The organism is Olsenella massiliensis (genome assembly GCF_001457795.1).
In the GTDB taxonomy this organism is placed as follows: Bacteria; Actinomycetota; Coriobacteriia; order Coriobacteriales; family Atopobiaceae; genus Olsenella_F; species Olsenella_F massiliensis.
The window spans coordinates 414,286-439,860 of sequence record NZ_LN898211.1; the positions used below are offsets into that span (position 1 = coordinate 414,286).

General features: G+C 67.5%; 24 protein-coding genes, 3 tRNA genes and 1 other RNA gene. 16 read left to right on the forward strand and 12 right to left on the reverse strand.

Annotation, left to right across the window (positions count from 1 at the left end; translation table 11 throughout):
* Positions 1 to 12 precede the first annotated feature (12 nt).
* Entirely contained in the window at positions 13 to 639 is a 627-nt protein-coding gene (locus BN3001_RS05875) for a DNA/RNA non-specific endonuclease (protein ID WP_235815061.1), read from the reverse strand.
* 456 nt (positions 640 to 1,095) lie between these two features.
* Between BN3001_RS05875 and BN3001_RS05880 the strand changes: the two genes are divergently transcribed.
* A tRNA-Leu gene (locus tag BN3001_RS05880) sits at positions 1,096 to 1,182 on the forward strand.
* A 155-nt stretch (positions 1,183 to 1,337) separates the two neighbouring features.
* On the opposite strand, the gene BN3001_RS05885 is transcribed toward BN3001_RS05880, so the two are convergent.
* Positions 1,338 to 1,538, reverse strand: a complete 201-nt coding sequence (locus tag BN3001_RS05885; RefSeq protein WP_058270847.1) for a DUF6724 family protein — start codon at positions 1,536 to 1,538, stop codon at positions 1,338 to 1,340.
* Between the two features lie 141 nt (positions 1,539 to 1,679).
* Between BN3001_RS05885 and serS the strand changes: the two genes are divergently transcribed.
* Both serS and BN3001_RS05895 read left to right on the forward strand, forming a co-directional pair.
* The gene (gene serS, locus BN3001_RS05890) at positions 1,680 to 2,966 is read left to right on the forward strand and encodes a serine--tRNA ligase (RefSeq protein ID WP_058270848.1); all 1,287 of its coding nucleotides are present in this window, start codon (positions 1,680 to 1,682) and stop codon (positions 2,964 to 2,966) included.
* 129 nt (positions 2,967 to 3,095) lie between these two features.
* Complete coding sequence (locus BN3001_RS05895) at positions 3,096 to 3,434, forward strand: hypothetical protein (protein WP_058270849.1); 339 nt, start codon at positions 3,096 to 3,098, stop codon at positions 3,432 to 3,434.
* Between the two features lie 56 nt (positions 3,435 to 3,490).
* Here the strand turns inward: BN3001_RS05895 and BN3001_RS05900 are convergent.
* The 3 genes from BN3001_RS05900 to gluQRS all read right to left on the reverse strand — a co-directional run bounded on the left by BN3001_RS05900 (position 3,491) and on the right by gluQRS (position 4,906).
* A tRNA-Arg gene (locus tag BN3001_RS05900) sits at positions 3,491 to 3,567 on the reverse strand.
* Positions 3,568 to 3,726: 159 nt separating this feature from the next.
* A tRNA-Ser gene (locus tag BN3001_RS05905) sits at positions 3,727 to 3,817 on the reverse strand.
* A gap of 75 nt (positions 3,818 to 3,892) precedes the next feature.
* Entirely contained in the window at positions 3,893 to 4,906 is a 1,014-nt protein-coding gene (gene gluQRS, locus BN3001_RS05910) for a tRNA glutamyl-Q(34) synthetase GluQRS (RefSeq protein WP_058270850.1), read from the reverse strand.
* A 258-nt stretch (positions 4,907 to 5,164) separates the two neighbouring features.
* Between gluQRS and arcC the strand changes: the two genes are divergently transcribed.
* Positions 5,165 to 6,133, forward strand: a complete 969-nt coding sequence (arcC, locus tag BN3001_RS05915; protein WP_058270851.1) for a carbamate kinase — start codon at positions 5,165 to 5,167, stop codon at positions 6,131 to 6,133.
* A 211-nt stretch (positions 6,134 to 6,344) separates the two neighbouring features.
* The gene (locus tag BN3001_RS05920) at positions 6,345 to 7,004 is read left to right on the forward strand and encodes a hypothetical protein (RefSeq protein WP_058270852.1); all 660 of its coding nucleotides are present in this window, start codon (positions 6,345 to 6,347) and stop codon (positions 7,002 to 7,004) included.
* A gap of 82 nt (positions 7,005 to 7,086) precedes the next feature.
* Here BN3001_RS05920 and BN3001_RS05925 read toward each other — a convergent pair whose 3' ends face one another.
* Positions 7,087 to 8,004, reverse strand: coding sequence for a YitT family protein (locus BN3001_RS05925; RefSeq protein ID WP_058270853.1), 918 nt, complete (start codon positions 8,002 to 8,004; stop codon positions 7,087 to 7,089).
* A gap of 259 nt (positions 8,005 to 8,263) precedes the next feature.
* Here BN3001_RS05925 and BN3001_RS05930 point away from each other — a divergent pair, with 259 nt between their 5' ends.
* The 5 genes from BN3001_RS05930 (at position 8,264) to BN3001_RS05950 (ending at position 12,727) form a co-directional block, all read left to right on the forward strand.
* Positions 8,264 to 8,842, forward strand: a complete 579-nt coding sequence (locus tag BN3001_RS05930) for a QueT transporter family protein (RefSeq protein WP_058271263.1) — start codon at positions 8,264 to 8,266, stop codon at positions 8,840 to 8,842.
* Positions 8,839 to 10,083 (forward strand): glycosyltransferase, encoded by a 1,245-nt coding sequence (locus BN3001_RS05935; protein ID WP_058270854.1) that lies wholly within the window; start codon positions 8,839 to 8,841, stop codon positions 10,081 to 10,083. The genes BN3001_RS05930 and BN3001_RS05935 overlap by 4 nt, the downstream gene beginning before the upstream one ends.
* Positions 10,076 to 11,425, forward strand: coding sequence for a GAF domain-containing sensor histidine kinase (locus BN3001_RS05940; RefSeq protein ID WP_058270855.1), 1,350 nt, complete (start codon positions 10,076 to 10,078; stop codon positions 11,423 to 11,425). The genes BN3001_RS05935 and BN3001_RS05940 overlap by 8 nt, the downstream gene beginning before the upstream one ends.
* Before the next feature lie 95 nt (positions 11,426 to 11,520).
* Complete coding sequence (locus tag BN3001_RS05945) at positions 11,521 to 12,264, forward strand: LytR/AlgR family response regulator transcription factor (RefSeq protein WP_058271264.1); 744 nt, start codon at positions 11,521 to 11,523, stop codon at positions 12,262 to 12,264.
* A gap of 10 nt (positions 12,265 to 12,274) precedes the next feature.
* Positions 12,275 to 12,727 (forward strand): metallophosphoesterase family protein, encoded by a 453-nt coding sequence (locus BN3001_RS05950; protein ID WP_058270856.1) that lies wholly within the window; start codon positions 12,275 to 12,277, stop codon positions 12,725 to 12,727.
* On the opposite strand, the gene BN3001_RS05955 is transcribed toward BN3001_RS05950, so the two are convergent.
* Both BN3001_RS05955 and trxA read right to left on the reverse strand, forming a co-directional pair.
* A complete protein-coding gene (locus tag BN3001_RS05955) occupies positions 12,696 to 13,421 on the reverse strand; it encodes a phosphatase PAP2 family protein (protein ID WP_235815063.1) in 726 nt (241 codons plus the stop codon). The genes BN3001_RS05950 and BN3001_RS05955 overlap by 32 nt on opposite strands.
* 191 nt (positions 13,422 to 13,612) lie before the next feature.
* On the reverse strand, positions 13,613 to 13,930 hold the full coding sequence (gene trxA / locus BN3001_RS05960; protein ID WP_058270857.1) for a thioredoxin: 318 nt from the start codon (positions 13,928 to 13,930) through the stop codon (positions 13,613 to 13,615).
* A 134-nt stretch (positions 13,931 to 14,064) separates the two neighbouring features.
* Between trxA and BN3001_RS05965 the strand changes: the two genes are divergently transcribed.
* Both BN3001_RS05965 and pgi read left to right on the forward strand, forming a co-directional pair.
* Positions 14,065 to 14,619 carry a hypothetical protein gene (locus BN3001_RS05965; RefSeq protein ID WP_058270858.1) on the forward strand — a complete coding sequence of 185 codons (555 nt, stop codon included), beginning with the start codon at positions 14,065 to 14,067 and terminating at the stop codon, positions 14,617 to 14,619.
* Between the two features lie 160 nt (positions 14,620 to 14,779).
* Positions 14,780 to 16,471, forward strand: coding sequence for a glucose-6-phosphate isomerase (gene pgi / locus BN3001_RS05970; RefSeq protein WP_058270859.1), 1,692 nt, complete (start codon positions 14,780 to 14,782; stop codon positions 16,469 to 16,471).
* 142 nt (positions 16,472 to 16,613) lie between these two features.
* On the opposite strand, the gene amrS is transcribed toward pgi, so the two are convergent.
* From amrS to BN3001_RS05985, 3 genes are all read right to left on the reverse strand, one after another.
* Entirely contained in the window at positions 16,614 to 17,492 is an 879-nt protein-coding gene (gene amrS, locus BN3001_RS05975; protein WP_058270860.1) for an AmmeMemoRadiSam system radical SAM enzyme, read from the reverse strand.
* Positions 17,489 to 18,925 (reverse strand): AmmeMemoRadiSam system protein A, encoded by a 1,437-nt coding sequence (gene amrA / locus BN3001_RS05980; RefSeq protein ID WP_058270861.1) that lies wholly within the window; start codon positions 18,923 to 18,925, stop codon positions 17,489 to 17,491. Before amrA ends, amrS begins: the two co-directional genes overlap by 4 nt.
* A gap of 116 nt (positions 18,926 to 19,041) precedes the next feature.
* The gene (locus BN3001_RS05985) at positions 19,042 to 19,896 is read right to left on the reverse strand and encodes an N-glycosylase/DNA lyase (protein ID WP_058270862.1); all 855 of its coding nucleotides are present in this window, start codon (positions 19,894 to 19,896) and stop codon (positions 19,042 to 19,044) included.
* 268 nt (positions 19,897 to 20,164) lie between these two features.
* Here BN3001_RS05985 and ffs point away from each other — a divergent pair.
* An RNA gene (gene ffs / locus BN3001_RS08205) (signal recognition particle sRNA small type) lies at positions 20,165 to 20,256 on the forward strand.
* A gap of 76 nt (positions 20,257 to 20,332) precedes the next feature.
* The gene (locus BN3001_RS05990; RefSeq protein ID WP_058270863.1) at positions 20,333 to 20,989 is read left to right on the forward strand and encodes a VTT domain-containing protein; all 657 of its coding nucleotides are present in this window, start codon (positions 20,333 to 20,335) and stop codon (positions 20,987 to 20,989) included.
* Positions 20,990 to 21,121: 132 nt separating this feature from the next.
* On the opposite strand, the gene BN3001_RS05995 is transcribed toward BN3001_RS05990, so the two are convergent.
* Entirely contained in the window at positions 21,122 to 22,093 is a 972-nt protein-coding gene (locus tag BN3001_RS05995) for a homoserine O-succinyltransferase (RefSeq protein WP_058270864.1), read from the reverse strand.
* A 299-nt stretch (positions 22,094 to 22,392) separates the two neighbouring features.
* On the opposite strand from BN3001_RS05995, the gene BN3001_RS06000 reads away from it, so the two are divergent.
* Positions 22,393 to 23,418: a helix-turn-helix transcriptional regulator gene (locus tag BN3001_RS06000; protein WP_058270865.1), complete on the forward strand. Its 1,026-nt coding sequence runs from the start codon at positions 22,393 to 22,395 to the stop codon at positions 23,416 to 23,418.
* Between the two features lie 239 nt (positions 23,419 to 23,657).
* The gene (gene dnaK / locus BN3001_RS06005; protein WP_058270866.1) at positions 23,658 to 25,559 is read left to right on the forward strand and encodes a molecular chaperone DnaK; all 1,902 of its coding nucleotides are present in this window, start codon (positions 23,658 to 23,660) and stop codon (positions 25,557 to 25,559) included.
* Positions 25,560 to 25,575: the final 16 nt, after the last annotated feature.

Below are 25,575 nucleotides of genomic sequence, written 5' to 3' on the forward strand. Positions count from 1 at the left end.
CCCGAGGGTTCGTCACGCGGAAGCAAAGGAGGGCAGGGCGCCCTTGTAGTTGATGGTGTGTCCCTTGGCGGCGTTGTACACCTCGAGCCGCTCGTCGATCGCCCCGTCCGACGACAGGACGTCCACGACCACCGAGCGCGGGATGGGCTCGTCTCCCTCGTAGACGGGGGTGGCCACATACTGCACCGTCACGTCGGGATAGCTCCTGAGCCAGCTGCGGATGGCGCTCTCAAAGACGTCCATGCCCCCCTGCCCGTCGTTAGCCCCCACGTTGAGCATGCGCGTGCCCGTTACCAGGTTGACAAGGTCGTCCGAGCCGCCCAGGGACTTTGCCAGAAGATGGCAGCGGTTCCACAGCCATCCGTGGTAGGTCGCACCCGTGGGCAGGTCGATGTCGACCTCCTCGTTGCGCGACGGCCACCCGGCGGGGTTGGGAAGGCTCTGCGCGCGCCTGCGAGAGCTGCCCCGCTCGACCATCTGCGAGGTGATGCAGGCGCGTACGGCCCCCGCCCGCAGGTTGTCGTCAAGGGGGGCGTAGACGACCTGTCCGGCGGGCAGGGGGTCGGCTATGTCCGCCCTGCCCACAAGGCGGACGTAGTTGGGACTTTCCCGCTCGTCCCAACTGGTGGAAAGCGGCATGGCGTCCGGACGTCCCAGGTCGTCGGCGGCTCCGGGGAGCATGCCGTCAGCGGGTTGCGAAGGGGCGAAAGACGCGGGTGAGGGGGCGCTGACGGCCAGGGAAAGGCCTAGGCAGGCGAGTGCGGCGACCAGGGCAAAAAGACACGCGTTCTTGCGCCGTGGCGACCGCCGCGCTCGTCTCGCGAACAAGCGTCTGCGCCAGACCCTGGTCGTCATGCGTCTCTCGTCTCTCTTTGTGCACAGAACGTTTTTCACGTCATTCTATCAGCGGCATCCTGGAGGCGCCCTCTGCGGCGCGGGTCCCGTACGTCCGCGCTCCCTTCGTGCCGCCGGCTCGTGCGGTCAGGCTCACGGCGCGTACGCCCAAGGACTCACGATTGCCGGCTCGCCGCGACGCCCGATTTTTTTAACTTGGCATTGCCCCGGTCAGGGCGTTGGGGTATTATCTCTTCTCACGCGGGCGTGGCGGAATTGGCAGACGCGTACGGTTCAGGTCCGTATGAGAGCAATCTCATGAAGGTTCAAGTCCTTTCGCCCGCACCAGCACACACAGGAGCGTTTCCGCCGGCAGATGGCTCATGGGCCAAGGCGGGAACGCTCTTTTCGTGTAACGGGACACGACTTTTGCGCGAGCGGTCCGAGGTCGGCGCACGAGACAAGGGTCATGTCGCGCAGCGCCGAGGGCGCCGCGTCGCACCTCACTTCTCGGCGTCGTCGTCATCCTGGTCGAAGAAATCCCAGTCATCGTCGCTGCGCTCATGGTTCTTGTACAGGGCGCGCGTACGGCGCTCGAGCACCAACGAGATGAGCAGAAAGAGCACGATGCCGCCGACGACGAGGGAGAGCACGCCGGGGCGTGTGCCAAAGAGCCAGTCAAAGAAGCCGGAGACCTGTTCCATCATCGAACCTTCCGCAGGGTGGCGCCCCGGGGACGAGGGGCGCCGCGTGTCAAGCGTGTCAAGTATATACTTGACACGATCAAAGGCAGGCCGCGCCCCACAAGACGGCCTGCGCAAGACGACATACGGAGAGGTGCCTTCATGCTCGACATCAAGTTCGTCAGAGAGAATCCCGACGTCGTGGACACGTCCTGCGCCTCGAGACAGAACGCCCACTGGGATCGCGAGCGCTTCTTCGAGCTGGACGAGGCGCGCCGCGCCACCATCGGCGAAGTCGAGCGGCTTCAGGCGGAGCGTAACGCCACGTCAAAGATGATCGGCCAGCTCATGCGCGACGGCCGGCAGGATGAGGCCAACGCCGCCAAGGAACGGGTCGCGGCCAACAAGGGGCGCATCTCCTCGCTCGAGGGGCGGCGCTCCGACATCGACAAGGAGCTCTTTGACCTTGTCGCCGCCATTCCCAACATTCCCCACGAGTCCGTGCCCTACGGCAGGGACGACTCGGACAACCCGGTCGTGCGCAGCTGGGGCGAGCCCACCGCGTTTGACTTTGCGGCGCTGGCGCACTGGGACCTCGGCCCCGCCACCGGCATGATCGACTTCGACCGCGGCGTCAAGCTGGCGGGCACGCGCTTTTACCTGCTGGGGGGCGCCGGCGCCCTCATGGAGCGCGCCCTCATCGGCTTCTTCCTCGACCAGCACGTCAAGGCGGGGTTCAAGGAGTGGTGGCCACCCGTCATCGCCAACGCCGACTCGCTCTTTGGCACGGGCCAGCTGCCGAAGTTTGACGAGGACCTCTTCCACGTGAGCGGCGGGATGTACCTCATCCCCACGGCCGAGGTCATGCTCACCAACATCCATCGTGACGAGATCCTTGACGGCGACGCGCTTCCCCTTCTCTACACGGCCTTCACCCCATGCTTCCGCGAGGAGGCGGGATCTGCGGGCCGGGACACGCGCGGCATCATCCGCGTCCACGAGTTTGACAAGGTCGAGATGGTCAAGTTCGCCAAGCCGGAGGACTCCATGGACCAGCTTGAGTCCATGGTGGTCGAGGCGGAGAAGTGCCTCAGGCTCCTGGGCCTGCCCTATCGCGTCGTTACGCTCTGCACGGGCGACCTCGGCTTCTCGGCGACCAAGTGCTACGACATAGAGGTGTGGATGCCCAGCTACGACAATTACAAGGAGATCTCCTCCTGCTCGAACTGCTGGGACTTCCAGGCGCGTCGCGCCAACATTCGCTATCGCGACCCCAAGGAGTTCAAGGGCTCTCGTCTGGTGCACACCCTCAACGGCTCGGGCCTTGCGGTGGGGCGCACCATGGCAGCCATCATGGAAAACTATCAGCAGGCGGACGGCTCCATCGTGGTGCCCGAGGCCCTGCGCCCCTACATGCGAGGCATGGAGGTCATCAGGCCCCTCTCGTGACGACGTCAGGCGGCGCGTCAATGACCCAGAGCGGCGCCCGGTTTCCGGGCGCCTTTTTTAGGCAGGTCCCTCTTGCGAGTATAGAACATATGTTCTATACTCGGGGCAGGTCACAAGAAGGGGGGTCACATGGCACGGCGGCAGGTGTTCTGGCACGAGGCGGAGGGTGACGAGGTCAGGGAGGCGGCGCTCATCGAGGGCGACGGCCTGGTCGTCATTGAGGAGTGCAGCAGCGGCCGATTGACTGAGGGGGTGTTTGGCGCTTTGAGCTACCGGAGGTCAGTGACGCTCGCGGACGATGAGGTGCGCCTCCGGGCCTGTCGCGCGCCCCGGCGTGGCAGCGCGCCGTCAGCGCTGATTCGGCTGCTTGCATGGTTCTATGCCACCTGCGCAGGGCGGCTCGTTGACATCGAGGACATTCTGGACGAGGCGGGCGTCGAGTATGCCTACACGGCCTGCCCCGTATGACGCCCCGCCACGTGCGTAATAAAAAAGAGCCCCAAAAAGGGGCTCCAGCTCTCGAGTGGTGCGGCGTACAGGATTCGAACCTGTGACGTTCTGATTCGTAGTCAGACCCTCTATCCAGCTGAGGTAACGCCGCGTGCAAGAAGTAGGATGCCATCCTGGAGGGAGGATGTCAAGCATGAACAAAAAATAAATGACCCCGCATCGACCCGATCCCGTCGCAGGGCGCCTGCGGGTGGCCGGGCGTGGGGCACAGCGCCCGCAAGACGGTTAGCTTGCGGGCGCCTAAGCTGTCTGGCGGAGAGCTGGGGATTCGAACCCCAGATAGTCTTGAGGACTATACTCGCTTAGCAGGCGAGCACCTTCGGCCTCTCGGTCAGCTCTCCAACGTGATGCTTGTGCATGATACCCCACAACGAAGTGGGCCACAACACCCACATGGCAGCGGGGCAAAAAGTCCCTCAGGCCATCAGGGTCTCGCGCACCGTCACCTGGGGCGGGCAACGCCGCACGACATCCCAGTCAAAGCGACTCACGAGGTCGGCCGGCGCAAGCTCCTCGCCCGGCGAGGCCAGGCCGGCAAGGGACGCCAGCGCGCCCGTGACGCGGCGAGGGCTGACGCCCGCCGCGCGCAGCGAGTCCAGGCCCAGGGCGCGGTCTCGCTTGGAGAGCCTCCGACCGTCAGGGGCGACGAGCAGGGGCACGTGCGCGTAGCGCGGCGGCTCAAGCCCCAGAAGACGGGCTATGTACATCTGGCGAGCGGTTGATCCCAGCAGGTCATGCCCGCGCACGACCTCGCTGACGCCCATCAGGCCGTCATCCACCGTGACGGCCAGCTGATAGGCCACGATGCCGTCGCTGCGCCGCACGAGCACGTCGCCGCAGTCGCGCGAGAGCAGCTCGTGGCATGCGCCGCAGCAGAGGTCAACGAACTCGACCCTGTCGCCGGGGCTCCCCTCGTCAGGAACGCGCAGTCGCAGGGCAGGGGGCCTTTGCGCCTGCCTGCGCGCCACCTCCTGCGCGCTCAGGTGTCGGCAGGTTCCACGATAGACGTACGTGCCGTCGGAGGCGTGCGGCGCACTTGCCGCATGGAGCTCGCTGCGGCTGCAGAAGCAGGGATAGGTCAGACCGTCCCTCTCGAGCCTGTCGATGGCGTCTCGGTAGAGCTCGCCCCTCTCGCTCTGATAGAAGGGACCCTCGTCCCAGCACAGCCCCAGCCAGTCAAGGTCGCGCATGAGGAGCTCGGCGGCGTCGGCCTGACGGGTGCGCGGGTCAAGGTCCTCGACGCGCAGGACGAGGGTGCCTCCCTGGGAGCGGACGGAAAGCCAGGACAGGAGCGCCACGAAGGCGTTTCCCAGATGCATCCTCCCCGAGGGGGTGGGGGCAAAGCGCCCACGGCAGGGACCGCCCGCGGACGCCTTGGCGTCGGCCGTGGCGCTCGCGTGCGGTGACCTTTTGCGGCTGCTCGCATCCATGCGTCCATGGTAGCGCGCCCTCGGCGATGGCCGTTGTGGCGCGAGATATGCAAATGACGTGCAAAATGTAGCATTATATTGGAAATTAATTTAAATATATACAGTAAAATATCAATTTACCTTTGGAAACGCGAAACGTGCCGTTTGGAGAATCCAATAAAATCACGAATACAAGCGCCTGCTTTGGCGCTACTGTCAATCCGTATCGATACCGTCTATGTGGCCCGGCTGGGGTCACGGCACATGAAGGAGCGCCCTATGTCAAAGCCCTACGGCAAGCCCAACCGCGTCGTCATCGCCCTGGGGGGCAACGCTCTCGGCAACACGCCCGAGGAGCAGATCGAGAAGGTCCGCGCGGCTGCCCCCACGCTGCTCCGCGTCATCGAGCAGGGCAACGAGATCATCATCACCCACGGCAACGGCCCCCAGGTCGGCATGATTCAGAACGCCTTCGCCGCCGCCCACAAGGACGAGCCCGGCAAGATCCCGGCCATGGATCTCCCCGAGTGCGGCGCCATGTCCCAGGGCTACATCGGCTATCACCTCCAGCAGGCAATCGGCGCCGCCATGCACAAGGAGTACAAGCGCTGGCACGTGGCGACCGTCGTGACGCAGATCGAGGTCGACCCCGACGACGAGGCGTTCAAGAACCCCACCAAGCCCATCGGCGCCTTCATGTCACGCGAGGAGGCCGACGCCGAGCTCGCCAAGCACCCCGACTGGAGCGTTGTCGAGGACTCCGGTCGCGGCTGGAGGCGCGTCGTGGCCTCTCCCGAGCCCAAGAAGATCGTCGAGGCCACGAGCATCCTGAACCTCCTCGACAACGAGTTCATCGTCATCGCCTGCGGCGGCGGTGGCATCCCCGTCGTGCGCGACTACGCGGACAAGGGCGCCTACAAGGGCGTCGCCGCCGTCATCGACAAGGACATGGGCGGCGAGCTCCTCGCCGAGGACTGCTCCGCCGACACCCTCGTCCTGCTCACGGCTGTCGACCACGTGGCCGTCAACTTTGGCAAGCCCGACCAGAGGGACCTCGAGGACCTCACGGTCGAGGAGGCCAAGGCCTACGTCGCCGAGGGCCAGTTTGGCAAGGGGTCCATGGAGCCCAAGGTGAAGGCGGGCATCAAGTTCGCCGAGAGCCGCCCCGGCCGCGTCTGCATCATCGGCTCGCTTGAGAAGGCCGCGGAGGCCATGGCGGGCATCTCGGGAACGCGCATTCACGACTAGACGTCTGCACGCGCATGCGCGACTAGGCGTCTGTGCGCAGGCATGGGGGACGTCCGCGCGGCGACTCGGACTGGGTCGTGCGGAGCGTCTCGGGGACGGGGCCCGCTAGGCGGGCCCCGTCTTGCGCCTGCGGTCCGTTCTTGAGCGGGCGTGTGGGGCGTGGCAGCTGCTACCATACGGTTCACGGACACCACGACCCCAGGAGGCCCGGATGGTCGATGACATGCAGACTGCCGCCTCGTTTGAGCTGGGCGAGCCCGCGCTCGTGTGCCGCTGGCGCCTCGCCGGTGGCCGCCTTCCGCTGGAGAACCGCCACCTGCGCGCCCTGCGCCGTCGAGAGGTCGGCGGCGAGCCCGTTGACGTCGCCCTCGTCGCCTGGGCCAAGCAGCATGTGGAATGGACGCTCCCCGCGGGCGCGGCGCGCCACCCGGACGGCGTGCTGATGCTCGTCGTTGACACGAACGGCCAGGCCGCCATGACCGTGGGCCCCTACGAGGGGCTCCCTGACGTGACGCTTCGCGCGCTCGGGCGCCGGGCGCGCCGCGCGGAGCTCGAGGGGGTCGAGACGGGCATCAGCCCCGAGAGCCTCTGGGTCGTCTTTGAGGGGACCCTGCTCTGGAACGTGGCGCCCGGTGCCATGCCCTCGGGCGCCACGTCCCTCGTCGAGGACCTGGCGCACTCGGTCGGGCTTGTCGTCCGTCGCCGCGAAGGCCTGCTCGCCGACCTCCGTGACGGGGAGGTCGTGCCCTCGGAGGCCTTTCTCGTCTCGGACGAGCACGGCGTGGTCGTGGCGAGCGACTTCGCGGGGTCTGAGGGGCGGCGCTTCAGGGAGGGTCTCGAGAGGTTGTGGGAGCAGACGCGCAAGGAGTGACGGCGCCGCGCGCGGCGAGGGCGTCCGTCCGTGCGGCGATGGGAGGGGGCGGAGCCCCCCGCAGGCGCCCGTGACCCCCTTCTCACACGCCCCGGAACCCCCGTCCCACGATCTCGGAGCTGTTGACCATGGTGAGAAACGCCTCGCGGTCGTAGTCCTGCAGGAAGAGCCGCAGCTTCGTTGCCTCGCGTCGCGTGAGCACCGTGACCACCACCTCGTACCGTTGACCCTTGAAGGCGCCGGTCTCGGTGCGCAGGGTCGCGGTGCGGTGCAGCCCGTGCACGATGAAGCGGACGAGCCTGCGGGGGTCCCTGCACAGGACGGTGCATACCTTACGCTGGTTGATGCTCTCGATGGCCCCGTCAATGAAGAGCGTCTTACAGACGAGGCCCAGCACGCAGTACAGGCCGGTGCGCGGCCCATAGAGCCAAAACGCCGCGAGGACGATGAGGGCGTCCGACACCATGAGGGCCTTGCCGATCTCCAGCGACGTGTGACGCTTGAGAATCATGGCGAGGATGTCGGTCCCGCCCGTCGAGGCGCCTATGTTGAACACGATGGCGCTGCCCACGGCAGGAAGGAGCACGGCAAAGATCAGCTCGAGCATGGTGTCGCCGGTCAGGGGGGCCGCCAGGGGCAGGGCCCATTCCACGGCGGAGACGTAGGCCGAGAGGGCAAAGGACGAGAAGACGGTCCACCCCATGGTCGTGCGGTCGAGGAAGACGAGGCCCAAGAGGACGAGGCCGGCGTTGACGATCCACATGAACGACCCCACGTGCAGCGCCGGGAAGAGCGTCGAGAGGATGATCGAGATGCCCGAGGTGCCGCCGAGCGCAAAGTGGTTGGGCGCCTTGAATAGGGCGATGCCGATCGCGGTGATGGCCAGCCCAAGGTTGATCTCGGCAAAGAACACGATGCCCCGGGGACGCTCCCGTCGCTGCGACAGGCGCAGGGACTCGGCTCGCTCTGCGGGTGTCGTCTCATTCTCCAGGCGTTCCACGAGGCAGTCCCTCTCTCCCGTTGAAGTTGCGACCCCCCGCCGCGACAGGGGGCATCGCTCGTGACGTCACCATGCGACCATACAGGCTAGAATACAGAAGGCTGTCCCGCAACTTGTCAAGGGGTGTCACGGCGGGCGGCGGCGCTCGCCGGTCGCTTGTTCCACAAGGAGGTGGCAAAACGTGAATCGTTCCGCTGAAGCCAGACGGGAGGTGGGCTGCGCCCCTGACGCGGCCGCCGCCGACGCGCTCGCGCGCCACATGACGCGCATCGCCGCGATTGCGGCGCTCTACGCGGCCCTCACCCTGGTGTGCCTGCTCTTCTTGGGGGGGCTCGCCTGGGGTCCCGTGCAGTTTCGCCTCTCGGAGGCCGTCTGCGCCCTTGCCCTGCTCACGGCGGATGCCGTGCCGGGCCTGACGTTGGGCTGCGCCCTTGCCAACCTCATCAACATCGCGCTGTCGGGCACGGGCATGCTCGGCATGTTGGACGTGGTCTTTGGTTCGGCGGCAACCCTCGTAGGCGCCTGGGCGAGCTGGCGCCTGCGCCGCAGGCCACGCCTCGCGCTGGCGGGCCCCGTCCTCGCCAACGCCCTCATCGTGCCGGCCTATCTGCCCCTGCTCCTTCAGGGCGTGGGCTTCTACACCATTCCCTTCACGTCCATCCCGCTCGACGGCAGCTACCCGCTGATGTACCTCTTTGGCCTTGTCGCCACGGGAGTCGGCGAGGCCGTCGTGCTCTATGCCCTGGGACTGCCGCTCGCCCGCGCCCTGCGCGAGTCCCCGCTCTTTGCCGGGCGATACGACGACGCCCGCGGCGACAAGACGGGTGCGGCCGCGTGAACCCTGCGATCGTCATACCGTCGTACTGGACCGAGAGGGACGCCCCTCCCGTCATCGGGCAGGTGGTGTCATATGATCACGCCACGCCCATCGACAAGCCCCTGCCCGAGCTCGAGCTCTGCCTTGACTCGCTCGACGCGGTTCGCGGCGTCCTGCGCGTCATCGTCCTGCTCGTGTCCCCGCCTGAGTGCGCCGAGGCGGCCCGTGCCCGCATCGAGGGCATCTGTCGCATGCATCCCGCGCTGAACCCGCTCATCGTCGGTCCCGACGAGGGCAAGGAGATTCTGCGCGTGGTGGCGCGCGTCGCGCCGCGCCTTTCGGGCGAGCCCGTCGCCCTCAGGGGATATGGCGCCATCAGGAACATGGGAATCGCGGTGTGCGCGGCCCTCGGGCACGACGTCGCGGTGTTTTTGGATGACGACGAGGTGGCGGCAGACGAGAACTTCCTGATTGACGCGGTCCACGGTCTGGGCATGGAGACCCGCCAGAGGCTCCCCATCTATGCAAAGAGCGGCTTCTTCCTGCGCAAGGACGAGTCGCCGTTCGCCCCGGTGGACACCGTCGCGTCCCGCACTCACTTTTGGCCGAAGAACGCCGAGTTCAATTTGTGGATGCGCCGCGCGCTCACGGCCACGCGCATCTCTCGCTCAAACACGCTCTGTGGCAGCTGCTTCGCCCTGTCGGCGCAGGCGTTCGGGCGCGTTGCCTTTGACCCCTTCATCACGCGCGGCGAGGACCTCGACTACCTCCTCAACCTGCGCATGCGGGGCATGGACGTCTGGTTTGACAACGCCTGGCGCGTGCGCCACACGGCGGCGAGGCAGCCGTCCTGCGCGGCTTCCTTCCTGCAGGACGTCCATCGCTGGGAGTACGAGCTTGCCAAGCTCGCCGCGGGCAACGCCACCATCGGGCTGCGCCAGGTCCGCCCCGAGTCGCTCGAGCCCTATCCGTCGGCGTGGCTGTCGCCCACCGTGCAGAGGCGCATATTCCTCACGGCGCTGCTGCGGGTCGTGCGCGGCCCCGAACGTCGCGCTTATCTGGGCATCCTGCTCATGGGACAGCTGCGCGCCCGCCGTTGGGCGCGTCGCGAGGTCGAGCGCTACTTTGAGCTTCAGACCTATTGGCCGCGCATCGTGGCCGAGCTGTGGGACAATCGCCCCCTCGCGCTGCGGCTTCAGCGACTCGGCCAGCCCGCCGAGGCGCCCTTTGCCCCCTCGTTGACGGACGACGACGATGAGTAGCGTTCGCAGGTGGTCCGTCGCACAGGCCTCCCTCGCGCTCCTGGCGCTCCTGATGGCGGGAAGCGTCCTGCTGTTGGGGCTGTTGTCCTGGGGCATCATGACGGGCAGCATCCTTGCCGCCGTCATGGCCGGCGCCGGGTTCGCCGCGATCATCGTCGTGGCCGGGGCGGCCTTCCTTGCCCCCGAGGACCTCAGGTCTCAGTCCGCCGAGCGGACCCTGGGCGTCGCCTCGGCCACCCTGCGCCACATGTCGGGCGGCCTCACCAAGGAAAACGCCGCCGCCGTGTGCCAGCTCCTCCTCTCCGAGACCAACGCCGCCGCCATCGCCCTGACCGACACCGAGCAGACGCTCGCCTACGTGGGCGACGGCGTCCTGGGGTATCAGAGCGACACGCCCAATTCGGCGGCGACGAGGGAGGTCTTGGTCTCAAAGCGGGTCCAGACCTTCTCCGACCTGGGGCAGTCGGAGTGGGTGGGCGTCGCGCCCGACGAGAGCGGACGGGGGCTTCCGGCGGGCATCTTTGCCCCTCTCACGGTGGCCGACCGGAGCGTGGGGACGCTGAAGCTCTTCTATCGGCGCGGCGGCGAGGTTGACCGCACGCAGCTCGCCATCGTGCGCGGCCTCGCCGAGCTGCTCTCCACCCAGCTTTCGACCCATGAGCTTGAGGTGCAGGCGGAGTTGACGGCGCGTGCCGAGGTCAAGGCCCTGCAGGCGCAGATCAACCCCCACTTCCTCTTCAACGCGCTCAACACGATGGCGGCGCTGACGCGCACCGACCCCGTGCGCGCCCGCGACCTCCTGCGCGAGTTCTCGGTGTACTACCGCCGCACGCTCGAGAGCTCGGAGGCGCCCTTCTCGCTGAGGGAGGAACTCGCCCAGACGCGACGCTACCTCAAGATCGAGCGCGCGCGCTTTGGCGAGGAGCGCATCGTCGAGGCGGAGGTGGTGGAGCCCGGTCTCGAGCGCGTCCTGGTTCCGGGCTTCATCGTGCAGCCCCTCGTGGAGAACGCCGTCCGTCACGGGCTGCGCGACGAGGGCACCCTGCACATTGACGTGCAGGCGACCACCGACGGCGACGACGTCCTCATCGCCGTGGCCGACGACGGCGTCGGCATGAGCGAGGAGTCCGCCCGTCGGCTCCTCTCCGACGCGCCGCAGGACCGTGGGGCGCGCGGCCGCGGGAAGGGGGCGGGCATCGCCATTCGCAACGTCGCCGAGCGCATCGAACGCCGCTACGGCACCGGCTCGGGCGTCGAGGTCATGTCAAAGGTGGGCACGGGCACCGTCGTCACGCTCAGGCTGGTGGGGGCGGTTCCTGACGTGACCGAAGTCAAGGAGTAGAATAGATGGTCGTGGTCCGCCGGTCTGGCCCCAGGCACACGCGGCGTCCGGTCAGTGGTCTTCCGCCCAAGGCGGAGAAGGTTGGTGAAAACGGCATGTTGAACGCGCTAATCGTGGATGACGAGGCACCCGCCCGCTCCGAGCTGAGGTTCCTGCTCGAGGAGACGGGGCGCATCGGGCTCATCGAGGAGGCATCCAACGCCCGCGAGGCCGTCGAGACGCTGGTCCGCCACAAGGAGGGCGGCAGCGGGCACAAGGGGACCGACGTCCTGTTCTTGGACATCTCCATGCCCAAGACCTCGGGCATGCAGCTCGCCGAGGCGCTCCATCAGCTCAAGAACCCCCCCGCCGTCGTCTTCGTGACGGCCTATAGCGAGTATGCCCTCGACGCCTTCAACGTCGACGCGATCGACTACCTCATGAAGCCCGTCGAGACGGACCGTCTGCTTCATGCGCTTGACAAGGTCGAGGCGCGCAGCAAGCCCGTTCAGCCCGTTCGCACGTCGGTGGAGCGCATCCCCGTCGAGAAGGGCGGGCGCAAGGTGCTCGTGCCGGTTGACCAGATTCGCTACATCGAGGCGAAGGACGACTATTCCTGCATCTACACCGACGCCGACCGCTTCCTCTCCACGATCTCGCTCGCCAAGCTCGAGCAGAAGCTCACGCCGCACGGCTTCTTCCGCGTGCATCGGGGCTACATCGTCAACCTCGAGCACGTGGAGGACGTCGAGGTCATCTCCAGCGGCATCCTCCAGCTGGGCATCAAGGACGTCGCGGAAAAGAAGATCCCGGTCTCGCGCCGGCGCGTCGTCTCGCTCAAGCGCGCCCTGGGCATCTGACGGGCCGCTCATGCGCTACGACGTCGTCTCGGACACCCACGGGTTCCTCTCCGACGAGCTGCTCCGCGCCCTTGAGGGGGCGGACGTCATCATCCATGCGGGCGACATCTGCTCGACGCACGACCTGCGGCGCCTGGAGCGGATAGCCCCCGTCAAGCTGTGTCTGGGCAACAACGACTACGGGTATGACTTTGGCCCCTTCGTGACGCGCACCTGCCGCTTCTTCTCGGACGAGCTGCGCTGGCAGGTCAACCACTATCGCGAGCGTCTTGACCTGGATGTCTGCGACGTCGCCGTCTGCGGCCACACGCACAGGCCCCTCATCGAGACGGACCGTCGGACGGGCGTGCTGGTCATGAACCCCGGCAGCCCCACCTATCCGCGGGCCGTGGGGCCCAGCATGGGACGGATCGTCGTCAAGGACCGCCGGATCATCTCGGCCGACATCGTGCGGCTGGGGTAGGCTTGCACGAGTCGGCGGGGGCCTCGCCCATGAAGACGGGCACGAAGACCTTGGTATAGAGGGCCAGCCAGGCCAGCGACACGCAGAATCCGGCGATGACGTCCGTGGCGTAATGGACCCCCAGGTACACCCTGCTCAACCCTATCGCGACGACCACGAGCGAGAAGCCGAGGCAGCAGACCCACCTGACGACGCGATCCTTCTCGTAGTGCCAGACCATCCAGGCCAACAGGCCGTAGAATGCCATGGCGACCATGGAATGTCCCGAGGGAAAGCTGTAGCCGGACTCGGCGATGAGCCTGAAGCCCTCGGGGCGCGGACGATGCACGATCTGCTTGAGCACCTGGTTGAGGGCGAGCACCAGCGTCAGGTTGACGGCGGCGCAGACGCCCGGGCGCCGTCCGGGGGCAAAGGCCTCCACGGCAAGGAGCAGCACCACCAGAACGACCGGAAGCGCCAGCTCCGAGATCGACTGCATGACGGGCGTGAGCCAGGCGCTCCTCATACGAACGACCACCAGCTGATAGGCCATGGCGTCCAGGCGAATCGCCTCCCCCTCGAGGACCTCCTGGAGCAGCCCGACGAAGACGACGACGGCCACGAGGATGACGACGGTCCAGGCGTTGTGCCTGACGAGGCCGGCAAGGCTTCGGCCGGCGTGACGCATGTGCGAGGCGGTGCGTGAGTGATCCAATCCTGCTCCTTACGAAGTCGGGCGCATGAGGCGCTCAGGCCGGGCGGGCGCGCCCCCAGCATAGCAAAGGGGACGTCCCGAAGGCCGTCCCCTGGGCGTGCGCACGACTCCCCGCGCGGGGCCGTCATGAGGCCAGCGCACGCGACTGCCGCCGCCCACCGCATACGTCGCGGGCCTGGACGGCACCTTTCCTAGATGTTGGCCTCGATCTCCTTGATGAGGTCCGCCTTGGGCATGTTGCCCACCATCACATGGACGGGCTTGCCGCCCTTGAACAGGATGAGCGTGGGAATCGACACGATCTGGAACTTCTGGGCGAGCTCCGACTCGTCATCGACGTTGCACTTATAGACGGCGAGCTTGTCGGCCATCTGCTCGGCGACCTCCTCCACCACGGGGCCCAGGGCGCGGCAGGGGCCGCACCAGGAGGCCCAGAAGTCCACGAGCACGGGCTTGTCAGCCTGGACGACGAGCTGGTCAAAGTCAGAAGCGGTCAGTGCGTTTGCCATTGGTCTCTCCTCCTTGCGACGTCACAGGGTCCTGTGCGTCAGTTGCAGTTGCTGCGTATATACCCACAACACGCGGACACCTCAGCGGTAGAATCAAGAACGTGGCAGGGGAGTCGGCAGGACGGGAGCGACACATGGCGCCAAGCAGCCCTCAGGAGAGGCAGGCCTACGTCAACAAGGTCGCTGCGGAAGTCGCCGGCCTCGAGCGAGAGGGCGTCGTCCTCGCGGGCAACGCCTTCTCGGGCGCATGCCTGCTCAAGGGCTCCCTCTCGCCAGAGGAGCGAGCCGGCGGCCCCCTTCTGGGCGGGCCCGACGGGACGGCCCTGCGCGCCTCGCTCACCGCCTTGGGCTATGACCCCGCAAACTGGTGCGCCGCGGCGAGCTGCCGGCGCGACGGGACGCCCCTGGGGCCGGACGAGCTACGCCTGACGCTGGCCGTGCTCGACCCCGACACCCTCATCATCTGCGACGACGACGCCGCCGCGGCGGTGCGGGGGGCATACGGCGCGGAGCTTGCCGGGCAGGACGACCCTCACCAGGCACGTCTGGACCCCGGCTGGGTCGCTCACGTCCTGGGCGTGCGCGTCATGAGTCTCGGGGGCTTCGCGGAGGCCCTGGGAGACGATCGCGCCAAGCAGCGCATGTGGGCCTATCTCAAGCAGCTGCCCCCGTTGGGCGAGCCGTACTGACCTCGCCCGCAGGTTGGCGCCCCGGCGACGCACCCGCGCCATAACGTCGCCCGCCGAACCCCGTCACGACGGCCGTGAGCGTTCCCGCTGCGTTACTATGTGAGTGTCAGGGCGCATCCGCCCGGGGGCGTGCGCCAGGTCCCAACTTGGAGGAGCAAACATGGAAGCTGTTCCCGCACCGATCGATGCGACGATGACGACGACGTGGGGCGAGCTCAAGCGTCACTACGCCAAGCAGGAGACCCAGTTCACGCTCAAGAAGGCGTTCGCCAACGACCCCCAGCGCGTCAGGAAGCTGAGCTTTGACGCGGCGGGGCTGCACGTTGACCTCTCCAAGAACCTCGTGACCGACGAGACCATCGGACTTCTCGTGAACCTCGCCCGCGAGCTGGGCGTCGAGGAGCGTCGTGACGCCATGTACGCCGGCGCCCACATTAACACCACCGAGGACCGCGCCGTGCTGCACACGGCCCTGCGCCGTCCCGCCGCCGACGCCGGCACCCTGTTTGACGGCGACCAGGATTGCGTGAGGGACGTGCACGAGGTTCTCGACCGCATGTACGCGTTTGCCGAGAAGGTGCGCTCGGGCGCGTGGACGGGCGTCACGGGCAAGAAGATACGGACGGTCGTGTCCATCGGCATCGGCGGCTCCGACCTTGGCCCGGTCATGGTCTACGAGGCGCTCAGGCCCCTCGCCGACGCCGGCATCACCGCCCGCTTCGTCTCGAACATAGATCCCAACGACGTGGCCGAGAAGACGCGCGGCCTTGACCCCGAGACGACGCTGGTCATCGTCGTGTCCAAGACGTTCACCACCCTCGAGACGCTGACGAACGCCCGCACGGCGCGCACCTGGCTCCTCGAGGCGCTCCAGGAGCAGGGCGCCATCGACGGCAGCGACGCCCAGACGGCCGACGCCATCAAGCGGCACTTTGCCGCCGTGTCGACCAACGCCGAGCTGGTCAAGGCGTTTGGCATCGACCCCCACAACATGTTCGGCTTCTGGAACTGGGTCGGCGGCCGCTACTCGGTTGACGCGGCCGTGGGCCTCTCGCTCATCATCGCCTTTGGCCCAAAGGTCTTTGCCGAGCTGCTCGAGGGCTTCCATGCCATGGACGTCTACTTTCGCGACACCCCGCTCGAGCAGAACGTCGTGGCGCTCATGGGCCTCATCAACGTCTGGTACGTCAACTTCTACGGGGCCGAGAGCCATGCCGTCCTGCCGTACAACCAGTACCTGCATCGCTTCCCCGCCTACCTTCAGCAGCTGACGATGGAGTCAAACGGCAAGTCGACGCGCTGGGACGGGACCCCCGTCACCACGAAGACGGGCGAGATCTTCTGGGGCGAGGCCGGAACCAACGGCCAGCACTCGTTCTACCAGCTCATCCATCAGGGCACACACCTCATCCCCGCGGACTTCATCGCCTTCGTCAACACGCCCCATCCCGCCAAGGACGGCGATCAGGACGTCCACGAGCTCTTCCTGGCCAACTTCCTGGCGCAGACCAAGGCGCTCGCCTTTGGCAAGACGGCCGACGAGGTCCGCGCGGAGGGCACGCAGGAGTGGATGGTCCCCGCGCGCGTGTTTGAGGGCAACCGCCCGACGACGTCCATCTTTGCCGACGAGCTCAACGCCCGCACCCTCGGGGCGCTCATCGCCCTCTACGAGCACGTCACCTTCGTCGAGGGGACGGTGTGGGGCGTCGACTCCTATGACCAGTGGGGCGTCGAGCTGGGCAAGCAGCTCGCCAAGCAGATCACGCCCGCCTTCCATGACGACGAGGTCCTCGCCACCCAGGACGAGAGCACCAAGGCGCTCATCGCGTACTATCGCGAGCACCGCCGCTAGGAAGTCCCGCTCGCTGTTCCGGCAGCGTCCTGCGCCCCCCGCCCGACGTCGTCAGGCGGGGGGCGTCGCCATCTGGCGGGGGCCTCGACGCACCGGCACCGGCGTGTCTGCCGCCGGCACGCCCGCCCGCGCACCCTGACGGCTAGCAGTTTCCCACGAACACGCGCCTCAGCCACCGGCGGGCGACCCGTGCGAGGGCGCGGACCTCGCCTGTGGGGGTGGGCTCGCAATTCGTCATGCGCCAACGCGGAAAGAAGCGCGACAGGTGATAGGGGATCTGGTCATCCAGGCTCGCGAGCCATCGGGCCATGGCCTCGATCTCGCAGGGGTCGTCGTTCTCGCCCGGGACCACCAGGGTCGTCACCTCAAGGTGGCAGTCGGGTGCGGCGGCGAGCCGCTCTATGGTCGCCCGCACGGCGTCCAGGCTTCCTGCGCCCCCATAGCGCTCGTACACGGTCGGCGAGAGGGACTTGAGGTCAATGTTGGCGGCGTCCACGAGGCCGTCGAGCCGATCCAGGACCCAGGGGCTCGCGCAGCCGTTTGACACCAGGATGTTGAAGAGCCCCCGCTCGTGAGCGAGTCTCCCGACGTCGCGCACGAACTCCCATCCCACCAGCGGCTCGTTGTAGGTGTGGGCGACGCCCACGACGCGGCGGTCATGAAGGTGCTCCCGGCACGCGGCCCCGACCAGCTCGTCGGCGTCCAGGCCGTGCCAGCGGACGTCCTGCTCGCCCGCCTGCGAGATCTGCCAGTTCTGGCAGAAGGGACAGCGAAAGTTGCAGCCATAGCTGCCGTAGGACAGCAGCAACGATCTCGGCTTCCAGCAGGCGAGGGGCTTCTTCTCCACCGGGTCGAGGGCCAGCGAGGTGGCGCGCCCGTAGTTGGTGGCCACGACGGTGCCGTCCACGTTCTGACGGGCGCGACAGAAGCCGCGGCCTCCCGGGGCGATGCGGCAAAGGCGCGGGCAGCAGGCGCAGGTTCGCAGCTCCCTCGCGTCGGCGTCATGGGCGCTTTCGCTCATCTATGGCGCACCACCTCAAAGCGCTGCAGGCGCCAGTCGTCCCGCTCAAGGTCGATGCCGCCCTTGCGCGCGGCGATCCTCACCTGCTCTTTCACGCCGTCCACGCCGTCAAGGTCGGGCAGAAGCAGGCCCCTGCGTCCGTCCTCGCAGCTCACGATGACGCCGTAGCGATGCGCGTCCAGCTGGTCCATGTCGCTGACGGTCTCAGGCCTCTGGAGCACGTCAACGTCGTAGACGAGCTCGTCGAGCTCCTCGGCGCGCACGGGCTCAAAGCGCGGGTCGCGCGCGCAGGCGCTGACGGCGTTGGAGCAGATCTCGTCGGCGAGGGTGGGCTGCGCGGGGGCGATGGTCCCCATGCAGCCCCTCAGCTCCCCGTCGAGGGAGAGCGAGACAAAGCATCCCGCCCGCTCGCCGGACATCTGCGGAAGAGGCGCCCCGCCGCCGTTCGTGCCATCCTCGCACGTCAGGCGGCGTCCCTCGCGCACGTACGTCTCCACGGCGCGTCGGGCCAGGCGAACGTAGGGGTCCTCGGCGCCGCGGGCCTCCCGCAGGCGCTCGGCGCGCAGCGACTCGTAGCGTGGCAGGAGGGCGCAGCGCTCGTCCGAGCCCTCCGGGCCCGTCGGCTCCAGGAGCGCCACGCCGTATCCCACGCCAAAGGGCCCCTCGTAGCTCAGCAGCCGGGAGCGCCGGGGCGTTCGGTCGAGCGTCCCCGCCATGATCTGGAAGCTGCGCAGGCCGCACTCCGCTGCCCGCAGGGCCAGACGCCGGTCCATGGCGAGCAGGGGAAGGAGGTCGCCCGACGCAAAGGCGTCGCAGACCCTCCGGTCAAAGACGGGGCCCTCGGGGGCAAAGCCGTACGGCCCGTCAGGGGCCAGCTTGTGCGAGAGGTCGCCCGACGCGACCATCACTACGCCCCTGCCCAGCGCGGCGGCGACGCGCTGGACGAGCCGGCCCAAACGATAGTGCCCCTGGGGGGAGAGGCCCGAGAGGCCCATCCTGACGACGCGAAAGTCCTCGTCGCGGCCGGCGTGACGGTAAGCCTCCTCGATGAAGTGCAGGGGGACCATCGTGGCATGGTCCAGCGACGGGTCCCTCTCGCCCGCGCCTCCCGCGTCGATGCCGTCCTTTCTGGCGGCGGCCGCCAGCGCCCGAGCGAACGGCTCGTCATAGCGCACGGCGTAGCGGGCCTCGGGAGCGCCAAACTCGGCGAAGCTTCCCCGCGCCCCCGTGCCGGGCGCAATGTGAACGTAGTCGCGATAGCACGGGGCGTGGGGAGACGAGATGACGATGGTCTGGGGGGCAAGCTCGACGATGCGCGCCGCGACCTCGCGGCAGGCGCTGACGGTGCGGCTGATGTCCCTCTCTCGCCCCCTGCCCACCTGGGGAACGATCAGCGGGGGATGAGGCACGGCGCAGGCTGCGAGGATGGCCATGACGCTCCCTTCGTCGGGACGATGGGCCTACGCCCAGGATATCTCACGCCCCCGGCGACCTCGCGGTCGTTTCGAGGAGCTGCGGGCACGCTCCCGCCAAGGGCGGCGCGCGACCGTCAGGACGCCCGCGCGCGCATCCACTCGAACACCATCAGCTGCTGCAGGCCGCCCAGCTCGGGATGCCAGACGATGCCGTGGCGCTCCTCGGCCTTTCGAATCCAGGTGTCACGGGGAACGACCTCCTCGTGTCCCAGCCCGTACAGGCAGATGCAGTTGGCCACCTTGGGGCCGATGCCGTCCACCTCGCACAGGGCGCAAAAGTCGGCCTCGTAGCCCTCCCTGCGCCTCAGGCGAAGGGAGAGCGCGGGCCAGCGGCGGCAGAGGTCCATGAGGTACGGCAGGCGGTATCCCAGGCCCAGGCCCGCCCCCTTGCCGCGCACGAGCAGGTCGAGGAGGGCCTCGGAGGAGGGGAGGGGAGAGAGCCCCGACCCACAGATGGCCGCGAGCGAGCGCCTGATGCGCGCTATGTTGTTGTTCTGGCTGATCACGAACGAGACGCAGGTCTCCCACGCGTCCTGGCGCAGCACCCGCAGGCCGCCGTACGTGCGCACGACGCGCGGCATGGGGTCGGGCAGGCGGGCCAGCTCCTCGAGGGCGTCCTCGTGGGTCGCGGCGTCATGCGGGCCCAGCGCGAGGTAGTCGAGCCAGCGCCGCGCGTCGCCATGCGGTCCCAAGGACGCCGCCGCGCCTTTGCCCTCGGCGCCTCGGAGGCCCCGGGCGTCCGGCGCCCCCAGGTCAACGAGGATCCTGTCGCCGTGCTGGAGCAGCGTGGCGCACCCTCCCAGGGCGGGCACGCGCCACGACCCGGCGCCGGGTCCGCCCCCGACCCGTGCGAGCTGCCGCCAGCGAAACGACTGGCCGCTGCGCGCGATGAGGTCAACGTCGTAGGTTCCTGGGCAAAGCTCGATCAAGGGGGACCTCTCTGACCGTCGGGGCGTCGTGGCTCATGGTGTCCGGTCGGCTACAAAACGCGACTGGCCGCGTGCCTAAGCGTAGCGCACGCGCGCCGCAGGCGTTCCGCGAGGCCCAAGGCAAAGGGCGGGACTGTCGTCGTGCGCGGGCGCCGCCTCCCCGCGCGCCGGCTTGCGCCGCGCGCGTCTGGTGGCCGTTTGGTGAGCCGACGTGACGCCCGTGGCGCGCCAAGGCGCGCTTTGCTACAGTGGGTTGGTCAGTGCGCCCGACGGGGGCGGACGACGTCACACCTCGAACCTGGTCAGGGCCGGAAGGCAGCAGCCATAAGGGGCCTCTGGCGGGCGTCCGTTCCCATCGAGCGCACTGCGTGCATGTGCATACGCGCCGAGGCCGCCGCAGGCGCGGGGGCCACCCTCAGAAGGGGGCCCCAGGCTCATGGGACTCATCAGCTTTTTGGTCAACCTGCTCAAGGACCCGCGCGGCGCCATCGCCGGCGCCATCGCCGCCGGCCCGCTCGCGGCCTATGGCCTTGTCTTCCTCGTCATCTTCGTCGAGACGGGCGTCGTGTTCTTCCCGTTTCTGCCCGGCGACTCGCTGCTCTTTGCCGCCGGCTTCTTTGCGCATGGCGGGGGCTTTCACATAGGGGTCCTGCTCGGCGTGGCCTGGACGGCCGCCATCGTGGGCGACCAGTGCAACTTCATGATCGGCCACTTCTTTGGCACGCGCATCGTCGCGTCCGGCAGGGTCAAGGCCATGACGCCCGAGCGCATGGCAAAGTCCAAGGCCTTCCTGGACAAGTGGGGCCACCTTGCCATCTTCCTGGGCCGGTTCTTCCCCTTCATCCGCACGTTCGTCCCGTTCATCGCGGGCATGGGGGGCATGCACTGGCGCAACTTCGTCATCTTCAACGTGCTGGGCGGCATCACCTGGTCCACGCTCTTCACGCTTCTGGGATACTTCTTTGGGGGCATCCCCTTCGTGCAGCGGCACTTCGAGTGGCTGATCGTCGGCATCGTGGTCGTCTCGCTCGTCCCCGCCGTGGCGGGGCTCGTTCGAGGCCGGATGCGCGCCGGCGCGCGCGAGGCGCGCTAGTCAGGCTCCCTCAAAGCGGCGCGCCTGCGGTGACGCCTTGCCGCCGCCGTGTTCCCTGGCGCCCCCGCGCCCCATCGCGCCCCCGGTCGCCCCGACGCTCGAACCTGCCGGTCCCGGAAAGGCCCGTCGGCCCTAGACCTCGAACTTATCGACCGTGCCCGCGTTGTCCGCGCGCAGCTTGACGATCTCGTGGGGAATCTGGTCGAGCTCGTAGGGCGTCATCTGGTAGACCCAGTTGAGCCAGTTGCGGTACAGCAGGTTGGCATGGGCGCGCCAGGTGAAGACGGGCTGCCTCTCGGGATTGTCGTCGGGAAAGTAGCTCTCGGGCACGCGGATGGGCAGGCCGCGCCTGAAGTCACGCCAGAACTCGTCTGCCAGCGTGTCGCGTCCGTACTCAAAGTGTCCCGTCACGTAGACCTCGTGAAAGTCGCGTGTGGCGATGAGGGCGGGGCCCGACGAGAAGCCCTCGCTGAGCACGTGGAGCTCGGGATGCTTGACCAGCTCGCTCGTCTCTATGGCGGCGTGGCGCGAGTGCGGCATGTTGTGAACCTCGTCAAATCCGTTGGTGAGGAAGTTGTACTCGTCGCAGAGCCGCTGGGGAAAGACGCCAAAGAGCTTGGCGGGCAGAACCTTCTTGGGGATGTCGTACAGATGGTACAGACCGGCCAGCGCCCCCCAGCACAAGAACATCGTGCTGAGGACGTGCCCCTGTGACCAGTCGATGATGTCGCAGAGCTCGTCCCAGTAGTCCACGTCCTCAAAGGCGAGCTGCTCCACGGGGGCGCCCGTGATGATCATGCCGTCGTAGTTCCTGTCGCGAAAGGCGTCAAAGCCGTCATAGAACTTGACCAGGTGGTCCTTGGACACGTGCGTGCTCTCGTGCGAGGACACCCGCATGAAGTCGCAGTCGATCTGCAGGGGCGACTTTGAGATGAGGCGCAGGATCTGGGTCTCGGTCTCTATCTTCGTGGGCATCAGGTTGAGGATGACCACGCGCAGCGGACGGATCTGCTGGCTGCTCGCCGCCTCCTCCTCGAGGGCAAAGATGCGCTCCTGGCTCAGGGTCTTCTTGGCGGGCAGGCCGTCGGGGATGTTGATGGGCATGTGCGCTCCGTCTCGTGTGCGGGTGCCGGCGATGGCGACCGGCCCTTTGGTCCGGGCCGCGTCCTTGTAGGATAGCTCTCCGCGCGGCCTTGGGACGTCTCGACCGCCGCGACGGCGACGCGGCGGTGCCCTGACGGCGCACGCGCGTCATGCCGTCTACCTGCAAAGGCAACCGCAGGTTGCCCGGACGCCTTTGCATATTGCAGCCACAGGTTGGTGGAGGGTGCCCATGAGCTACCCTATCGTCGTGGGTGTCGGATGGCAGACGAATCAGGGTTCCTCAACAGAAAGGCAGACCCATGAGCTTTCGAGACAACCTCCAGCACCTGCGCGCCACGCGTAACATGACCCAGGAGCAGCTTGCCATGCTCGTTGGGGTGAGCCGCCAGTCCGTCACCAAGTGGGAGGCCGAGCGGGCCTATCCCGAGATGGACAAGCTTCTCAAGCTGTGCGACATCTTTGGCTGCACGATGGACGAGCTCGTGCAGGGAGACCTCACGGGGCGCGAGGCGGAGCCGTCGATGGCCATGCCCGAGGGCCCCGCCCAGGACGTCTTCGGCTACGACGAGCTCATGCGCTCGCACGCCTGGCGCCTTGCGTTGGGCGTGACCCTGATCATCGCGGGGGTGGCCTTCTCGGCCCTGTTGGGCGAGACCAACGCCGCGGGCATCGCGTTCGCTCTCGACGAGGCGCGCGCCGAGGCGCTTGCGGGCGTCCCGGCCCTGCTGGGGGTGGCCGCAGGGTGCGCCCTCATCATCCCCGCGTCTATAACGCGCTCGGCCTTTGTCAAGGCCCATCCCTACCTCGATGACTTCTACGCAACGGAGGACCGCGCGGCGGCCAGCGCGCTGTTGGGCAAGGGCGTCGCCGCCGGCGTCTCGCTCATAATCCTGGGCTGCGTGGCCGCCTCCGCGCTGGGGGACCTGCCCGTCGCGGGGTTTTCGCTCCTGATGCCCGCCGCGCTCGGCGTGGGCCTGATCGTGTGGGTCGCGTCGCTGAGCGGGCGCGTCGACATCGCCTCCTATAACGAGGAGGCCCTGCATGACCTGCCCGACGACGAGATCGTGGCGACGCTTGGGCAGGAGCGGGGCCGCAGGGCCATCGTCGCCAAGCGCCGCAGCAGGCGACTGGGCGCCCGCTGCGGCATCATCATGCTCGTCGCCACCATCGTGGGGCTGCTCCTGCTCTTCTCGACTGAGGTCGGTGGCCCGTGGGCGTCGGCGGTCAAGTCCATCTTCTGGGTGCCCTGGCCCGTCGGGGGCATCGCCTGCGGCATCGTCTCCCTGTGGGAGCTTGCCTTTTCGCGCGAGGCGCGCGAGGGGTAGGCGCCACGTCAACAACCAGTCGACGCCATGGTCGTCCGTGACCGGAAGATCGTCGGGCGCCCGTGCGGCCATGTGCCGCGCGGGCATCCCTTATATTGAATGAGGCAATAAATCTCATGTAAAGAGACTTAGATAATGTATAGAATGATACTGCATGGGAACAAGAGAACCGTAAAGAGCGTTCATAGTGCCCCTCAGGCGTGGACATCGCCCGGCAGGCAGAGGAAAGGAACCGCATCATGAGTAAGATTCTCGGCATCGACCTGGGCACCACCAACTCCGCCATGGCGGTCTTGGAAGGCGGCGAGCCCACGATCATCGTCAACGCCGAGGGGGATCGCACCACCCCCTCCGTCGTCGGCTTCCGCACCGACGGCGACCGCATCGTGGGCAAGGCCGCCAAGAACCAGGCCGTCACCAACCCCAAGAACACCGTGTTCTCCATCAAGCGCTTCATGGGCCGTCGCTACGACGAGGTCAGCTCCGAGCTCAAGACCGTGCCCTACACGGTCAAGTCCGGCACCGGCAACCGCGCCGTCGTCGAGATCGAGGGCGAGGACTTCACGCCCGAGCAGGTCAGCGCCATGATTCTGGCAAAGATGAAGGCGGACGCCGAGAAGTACCTTGGCGAGACGGTCACCGACGCCGTCATCACCGTCCCCGCCTACTTCAACGACGCCCAGCGCCAGGCTACCAAGGACGCCGGCAAGATCGCCGGCCTTAACGTCCAGCGCATCGTCAACGAGCCCACGGCGGCGGCCCTCGCCTACGGCCTCGACAAGCAGAACCAGGAGCAGAAGGTCCTCGTATTCGACCTGGGCGGCGGCACCTTTGACGTCTCGATCCTCGACCTCGCCGACGGCGTCGTCGAGGTGCTGGCCACTAACGGCGACAACCACCTGGGCGGCGACGACTGGGACCAGAAGGTCATCGACTGGATGGCCGACAAGTTCCAGGCCGAGAACGGCATCGACCTGCGCAAGGACCCCATGGCCCTGCAGCGCCTCAAGGAGGCCGCCGAGAACGCCAAGAAGGAGCTCTCCAGCGCCCAGCAGGCCGACATCAACCTGCCCTTCATCGCCATGGACGCCAACGGGCCCAAGAACCTCATGTACAGCCTGTCTCGCGCCGAGTTCGAGCGCATCACGCGCGACCTGCTCGAGCGCTGCAAGGGTCCCGTCACCAACGCCCTGCGCGACGCGAGCCTCCAGCTCTCTCAGATCAACGAGGTCATCCTCGTCGGCGGCTCCAGCCGCATGCCGGCCGTCCAGGAGCTCGTCAAGCAGATGACGGGCAAGCAGCCCAACATGTCGGTCAACCCTGACGAGGTCGTCGCCGACGGCGCCGCCGTCCAGGGCGGCGTCCTCACGGGCGACGTCTCGGGCATCCTGCTTCTGGACGTCACGCCGCTCTCGCTCGGCGTCGAGACCATGGGCGGCGTCATGACCAAGATGATCGACCGCAACACCACGATCCCCACGAGCAAGACGGAGGTGTACTCCACCGCCGCCGACAACCAGACCTCCGTCGAGATCAACGTCCTGCAGGGCGAGCGCGAGATGGCGCGCGACAACAAGAGCCTGGGCAAGTTCAACCTCACCGGCATCCCCGCCGCCCGCCGCGGCGTGCCGCAGATCGAGGTCACCTTCGACATCGACGCCAACGGCATCGTCAAGGTCACGGCCAAGGACAAGGGCACGGGCAAGCAGCAGCAGATCACGATCTCGGGGTCCACGGCCCTCTCGGACGACGAGGTCGATCGCATGGTCAAGGACGCTGAGTCCCACGCCGAGGAGGACAAGCGTCACAAGGACGAGATCGAGGTCCGCAACCAGACCGACTCCCTGTGCTACTCCACCGAGCAGACGCTCAAGGACCTGGGCGACAAGGCGCCCGCCGACGTCAAGTCCGAGGTGGAGGCTGCCGTGGAGCAGGCCAAGAAGGCCCTTGACGGCACCGACATCGAGGCCATCAAGGCTGCGGGCGAGAAGCTCCAGGAGGCTGGCCACAAGCTCGCCGAGATCGTCTACTCCGACACCAACGCCCAGGCGGGCGGCGCCGCCGGCGCCCAGCCCACGGGCAACCCCGACGAGGTCGTTGACGCCGACTACGAGGTCGTGGACGACGACGCCAAGAACTAGCTGCGGCGCGCGTGGC

Excerpts from the sequence above, each read along its gene's own strand:
- BN3001_RS06000 (WP_058270865.1), top strand. The coding sequence starts at position 22,393 with ATGAGCTTTCGAGACAACCTCCAGCACCTGCGCGCCACGCGTAACATG.
- BN3001_RS05945 (WP_058271264.1), top strand. The coding sequence starts at position 11,521 with ATGTTGAACGCGCTAATCGTGGATGACGAGGCACCCGCCCGCTCCGAG.
- BN3001_RS05875 (WP_235815061.1), bottom strand. The coding sequence starts at position 639 with ATGCCGCTTTCCACCAGTTGGGACGAGCGGGAAAGTCCCAACTACGTC.
- serS (WP_058270848.1), top strand. The coding sequence starts at position 1,680 with ATGCTCGACATCAAGTTCGTCAGAGAGAATCCCGACGTCGTGGACACG.
- pgi (WP_058270859.1), top strand. The coding sequence starts at position 14,780 with ATGGAAGCTGTTCCCGCACCGATCGATGCGACGATGACGACGACGTGG.
- BN3001_RS05930 (WP_058271263.1), top strand. The coding sequence starts at position 8,264 with ATGACGCGCATCGCCGCGATTGCGGCGCTCTACGCGGCCCTCACCCTG.
- BN3001_RS05885 (WP_058270847.1), bottom strand. The coding sequence starts at position 1,538 with ATGGAACAGGTCTCCGGCTTCTTTGACTGGCTCTTTGGCACACGCCCC.
- amrS (WP_058270860.1), bottom strand. The coding sequence starts at position 17,492 with ATGAGCGAAAGCGCCCATGACGCCGACGCGAGGGAGCTGCGAACCTGC.
- trxA (WP_058270857.1), bottom strand. The coding sequence starts at position 13,930 with ATGGCAAACGCACTGACCGCTTCTGACTTTGACCAGCTCGTCGTCCAG.
- dnaK (WP_058270866.1), top strand. The coding sequence starts at position 23,658 with ATGAGTAAGATTCTCGGCATCGACCTGGGCACCACCAACTCCGCCATG.
- BN3001_RS05940 (WP_058270855.1), top strand. The coding sequence starts at position 10,076 with ATGAGTAGCGTTCGCAGGTGGTCCGTCGCACAGGCCTCCCTCGCGCTC.
- BN3001_RS05965 (WP_058270858.1), top strand. The coding sequence starts at position 14,065 with ATGGCGCCAAGCAGCCCTCAGGAGAGGCAGGCCTACGTCAACAAGGTC.
- BN3001_RS05920 (WP_058270852.1), top strand. The coding sequence starts at position 6,345 with ATGGTCGATGACATGCAGACTGCCGCCTCGTTTGAGCTGGGCGAGCCC.
- amrA (WP_058270861.1), bottom strand. The coding sequence starts at position 18,925 with ATGGCCATCCTCGCAGCCTGCGCCGTGCCTCATCCCCCGCTGATCGTT.
- BN3001_RS05895 (WP_058270849.1), top strand. The coding sequence starts at position 3,096 with ATGGCACGGCGGCAGGTGTTCTGGCACGAGGCGGAGGGTGACGAGGTC.
- arcC (WP_058270851.1), top strand. The coding sequence starts at position 5,165 with ATGTCAAAGCCCTACGGCAAGCCCAACCGCGTCGTCATCGCCCTGGGG.
- BN3001_RS05990 (WP_058270863.1), top strand. The coding sequence starts at position 20,333 with ATGGGACTCATCAGCTTTTTGGTCAACCTGCTCAAGGACCCGCGCGGC.
- BN3001_RS05950 (WP_058270856.1), top strand. The coding sequence starts at position 12,275 with ATGCGCTACGACGTCGTCTCGGACACCCACGGGTTCCTCTCCGACGAG.
- BN3001_RS05995 (WP_058270864.1), bottom strand. The coding sequence starts at position 22,093 with ATGCCCATCAACATCCCCGACGGCCTGCCCGCCAAGAAGACCCTGAGC.
- gluQRS (WP_058270850.1), bottom strand. The coding sequence starts at position 4,906 with ATGGATGCGAGCAGCCGCAAAAGGTCACCGCACGCGAGCGCCACGGCC.